At 72.3% G+C, this 4,296-nt stretch carries 2 protein-coding genes and 1 pseudogene; all 3 read right to left on the bottom strand.

Annotated elements, in window-relative coordinates:
• The coding region (locus JHN45_RS50900; protein WP_201056280.1) for a serine/threonine-protein kinase at nucleotides 1–925 on the bottom strand (925 nt) is incomplete at its 3' end.
• Nucleotides 926–954: 29 nt separating this feature from the next.
• Nucleotides 955–2,682, bottom strand: coding sequence for a serine/threonine-protein kinase (locus JHN45_RS50905; RefSeq protein ID WP_201056282.1), 1,728 nt, complete (start codon nucleotides 2,680–2,682; stop codon nucleotides 955–957).
• A 157-nt stretch (nucleotides 2,683–2,839) separates the two neighbouring features.
• Nucleotides 2,840–4,296, bottom strand: a pseudogene (locus tag JHN45_RS50910) (serine/threonine protein kinase); the annotation flags it as partial.

A 4,296-nucleotide genomic window follows, 5' to 3' on the forward strand; every position in this document is an offset into this window, starting at 1 on the left:
GCGTGTAACCGGGTGCCGGGTGCGACGTACGCCCGGCGGCCGCCTTCGGTGTGCGCCCCGTCTTCAGGAAGGCGCGCAGCATCCGCTCGGCCTCCGCCGCCACCAGCCGTCGTTCCGGATCGCGTTCGAGCAGTCCCCGTACGACGGGCAGCAGCGGCCGGGCCTCCTCGGGTGGCCGGATCTCGTCGAAGACGACCGCGTGCAGGATGCCGCCCAACGAGTCGCGCCGGAAGGGCGATTCACCGCTCAGCACCGTGCACAGCAGCGCGCCCAGGGACCACAGGTCGGACGCGGGACCGGTCCGCACCCCCGACATCCGCTCCGGCGCGGTGTACTCGGGCGAGCCGACGAACGCGCCGTTCTCGGTGAGCGTCGTGGCGCCCGCGACCTGCGCAATGCCGAAGTCGGTCAGGACGACCCGGGCGGCCTCGTCGGAGGCGGTCCGGTCGGGGTCCGGTCCGTCCGCCGTGGTGTCCAGCAGCACGTTCGCCGGTTTGATGTCCCGGTGCAGGACGCCCGCCGCGTGCGCCGTGCGCAGCGCGCCGAGGAGGGCGATGCCGATCCGGGCGGCCTCGGCGGCGTCGACCGGGCCGTGCGTGGAGATCCGGTCGGCGAGCGAGCCGCCGTCGATCAACTCCATGACGATGTACGGCCGTTCGTCCTGCTCGACGACGTCGTGCACGACGATGATGTGCGGATGCCGCAACTGCGCGACCGCCCGCGCCTCGCGCAGCGTCCGGTCGCGGTGCTGCCGGGCCTCCTCCTCGGAGAGCGAGTCGTCCTGGGCGATCTCCTTGACGGCGACCTGCCGGCCCAGCAGTTGGTCCGTCGCCCGCCACACGACGCCCATGCCGCCGCGCCCGAGCCGCTTCTCCAGTCGGTAACGCCCGGCGATCACCCGGACGCTGTCCCCCTCGGTCCCCATGCGCACCATCATGACGCAACCGGAAGCGGTCAGCCCGAGTTGGGACTCCAGCTCTGCAGGACCGACTTGAACTGTTTACTGGTCGTCGCCCAGTCCGCGGCCGGCGAGGACATGTAGATCGCGTACTCGATCCCGTCACGGGACGTGTACGTCTCCTCGATGGCCCGCCGCGGCCCCGGGAAGGGCGTGTCCTTCGCCTGCGCGGTCCAGGTGTAGTCCCACACGGAGCCCGGACGGTCGCGGAAGATGTTCGCCTGCAGGGTCACCCTGTTGTAGTCGACCAGCCGCTGGAGCTGTACTTCCAGGTCCAGTTGGTGGGCGTTCGCGGTGGGGAAGTCCGGGGTGGGGTCGATGGCGATACGGACGAAGTGCTCGCCGTTGTCGGGCGTGTAGTCGACCTGCTGGATGTCGGTGGTCTCGCCGCTCTTGTTGTCGGAGACATAGAGCTTCCGCACCCAGCCCTTGGGGAGCGATATCTCGAAGCCCAATGGGTCGGTGTAGGTCTGCCAGTTGGCGGGATTCGAGTTCTGCGGCGAGGTCGAGGCGCCCCCTGTGGGGCTCTGCGAGGCCGACGCTCCCGGGGTGCCGCCCTGGTCCTGGTCCTGGTGCCACTTCTGCAGCCCCAGCGCCGTACCGCCGCCGACGAGCGCGGCGAGGACGACCACCAGGACGACCGAACGGGCCCGGCGGCGCTTCGGCGGAGCGGGCGCGGCGGCACCGGGTCCCACGAGGGAGACGGGGGGCGTCTGTTGGTACGTGGCCCCCGTCGCGGACGCGTACGACGGCGCGCCCGTACCGGCGTACGACGTCGGGCCGGTGCCCGCGTACGACGGCGCCCCGGTGCCGGGGTACGGCGTCGCGCCCGTGCCGGGCGTGTCCGTGAAGCTCTCGGCCCGCGAGCCCACCCGCTGCGTCGGCAGCCACTCCTCCGCCGACCGCGGCCGTCGTCCCTCGGCGGCCTCCGCGAGCATCTGCTCGGTCTGGTCCGCGTTCGGCCGCAGGTCGGGGTCCTTGTTCAGCAGCGCGGCGATGACGGGGGCGAGCGGACCGGCGTACCGCAGTTCGCCGACCTCCTCCTCGACGACGGCCTGCATGGTGGACAGCGGCGAGGTACGGCGGAACGGTGACCGGCCCTCAACTGCCGTGTAGAGCGTGGCGCCCAGCGCCCACAGGTCGGAGGACGGTCCCGGGTCGGCACCCCGGACGCGCTCGGGGGCGAGGTAGTCGACGGACCCGACGACCTCGCCGGTCCGTGTGATGGTGCTGTCGCCCTCGATCTGCGCGATCCCGAAGTCGGTGAGCAGCACCCGGCCGTCCTGCCCGAGCAGTACGTTGCCGGGCTTGACGTCACGGTGCAGGACACCGGCGGCGTGCGCGGCGCGCAGGGCGCGGAGCACCCACATGCCGATGCGCGCGACCTCGGCCGGCTCGATGCGGCCCTGCTCCTTGACCTCGTCGGCCAGCGAGTTGCCCTCGACCAGCTCCATGACGATCCATGGGCGGCCGTCGTGTTCGAGGACGTCGTGGACGGTGACGACGGCGGAGTGGTTGATGCGCGCGGCGGCGCGCGCCTCGGCGCGGGTGCGCGCCAGAAGTCTCGGCTGGTCGCTCTCGGACACGTAGAGCGCGGCCGTCAACTCCTTGATGGCGACGGCCCGGTGCAGCACCTCATCGTGCGCACGCCACACCCGGCCCATGCCTCCGCTGCCGATCGATTCGGCGAGCCGATAGCGCCCCGCGAGGAGCAGGCCCTGCATCTGATTCACGTTGCCCCGCAATGCTCTTGACAGGCTCAGCGTAAGGACCGGCCCTCCGACAGGGAACCAGCGGGGTACCAAGGAGACCGCACTGTGACGGTTGTCGCTTCTGCGCCCGAACGGGAACCATTTGGCTCCGGCGCGCCGCCTCCGCGGGTCAGCCGGTGTACTGGTAGGTCGACGACGCCTGCTCGTACAGCCGTGTCACCTCGTCCCGTTGGGCCTCCGGGCCGCGCACCTGCACGATGTGGTAGCGGCCGTCGATGAGGAACGCCATGTTGCGTACGAACAGGTCACCGCCCTGGCTGTCCGTCCAGGTGAACTGCCCCTCGGCCATGGTCTTTCCGCCGACCGTGATGGTCCGCAGGCCGGTCGCGGTGGCCCAGCTGGAGTCGCGGTAGGGCTGCAACTCGCGCTCCGTGTCCCGCTGGTAGACCATCGGGTCGCTGCCGTACTTCGCCGCGCTGTCCCGTCCCGCCACCACGATCAGCTCGAAGTCGCCGTGCGAGTAGACCACTTGGCCGCTGCCGTTCTTCGGCGTACGGGTCCAGCCCTTGGCGACGGCGACCTGGAACCCCACGGAGTCCTTGCGCAGCTCGAAGCCGGCGGCGACGGTCGAACCGGCGGGCTGCGAAGGGGTGTTGGAGGCGGAGGAGGAGGCAGAAGAGGAGGCGGAGGCATCGGGTGAGGTCTGGTCGGGCTGCGGCTGACTGCTCGCCTGGGCCGAGGACTGCCCCGGCGCCGGACTGACATCTCCCGCCGTTCCCGTCCTGTCCCCCTGCCCCGCGCCGGTGTCCTCCCCGGACTTGGGCAGGAAGAGCATGGCGTAGGCGACCGCGCCGGCCAGCAGCAGGAAGATGAGCACCAGCAGGGTCCGCCCCAGTCTGCGCGGCGACCCGCCGACCTCCTCCTTGGCCCGCTTGTGCCGCCCGTGCGGACTGGTCGCGGGCAGCCCGGCCCGCCGCCTGCGCACCAACTCGCCGCGCCTGCGCACGATCGGCAGCCGCCGCGGGTCGGTCGGCGGAGTGGCGACGACATGCGCACCGGCCTCGGGCTCGGGCGCCGAACGCACCAACGACCGCAGCCAGCCCCGCAGTTCCTCGAAGTCCAGCCGCTCGGTCGGGTCCTGCCGCAGCAGCGACTCCACGACCGGGCGCAGCGGCCCGCACTCCTCCGCGAAGGCGGGCGGCTCCGCGCACACGAGCTGCACCAGCTCGGCGGTCGCCTCCTCCGGATAGGGCGCGTGCCCCTGTACGGCCCGGAAGAGCAGCGCGCCGAGCGCCCACAGGTCGGTGGCCGGACCGATCGGCGCGGCCAACTGCCAGTTCTCGTGCACCGGTACGGCCTGCTCGGGCGCCCACCGCTCGGTGACGGGCCCCACCACGGTCATCCGCACCTGCCGAGCCCGCTCGGCCGCCAACGCGGTCGCGGGCCCCCGCCGGACGAGAGCACCGGCGGCGGCCAACTCGTCCCAGCGGGCCGGGGCTTGGGCGTGAGGCTGGGAGTAGGGGTGAGGTTGGGGCTGGGGGGAGTTGTCGGGAGCGGGGACGGGGACCGCGGTGGGAGGGACGGGCTTGCCGAGGCCCGGGGCGTGCGGGTTGCCGGTGCCGACCG

It is taken from the genome of Streptomyces sp. MBT53, from assembly GCF_016654115.1.
Taxonomy (GTDB): Bacteria; Actinomycetota; Actinomycetes; order Streptomycetales; family Streptomycetaceae; genus Streptomyces.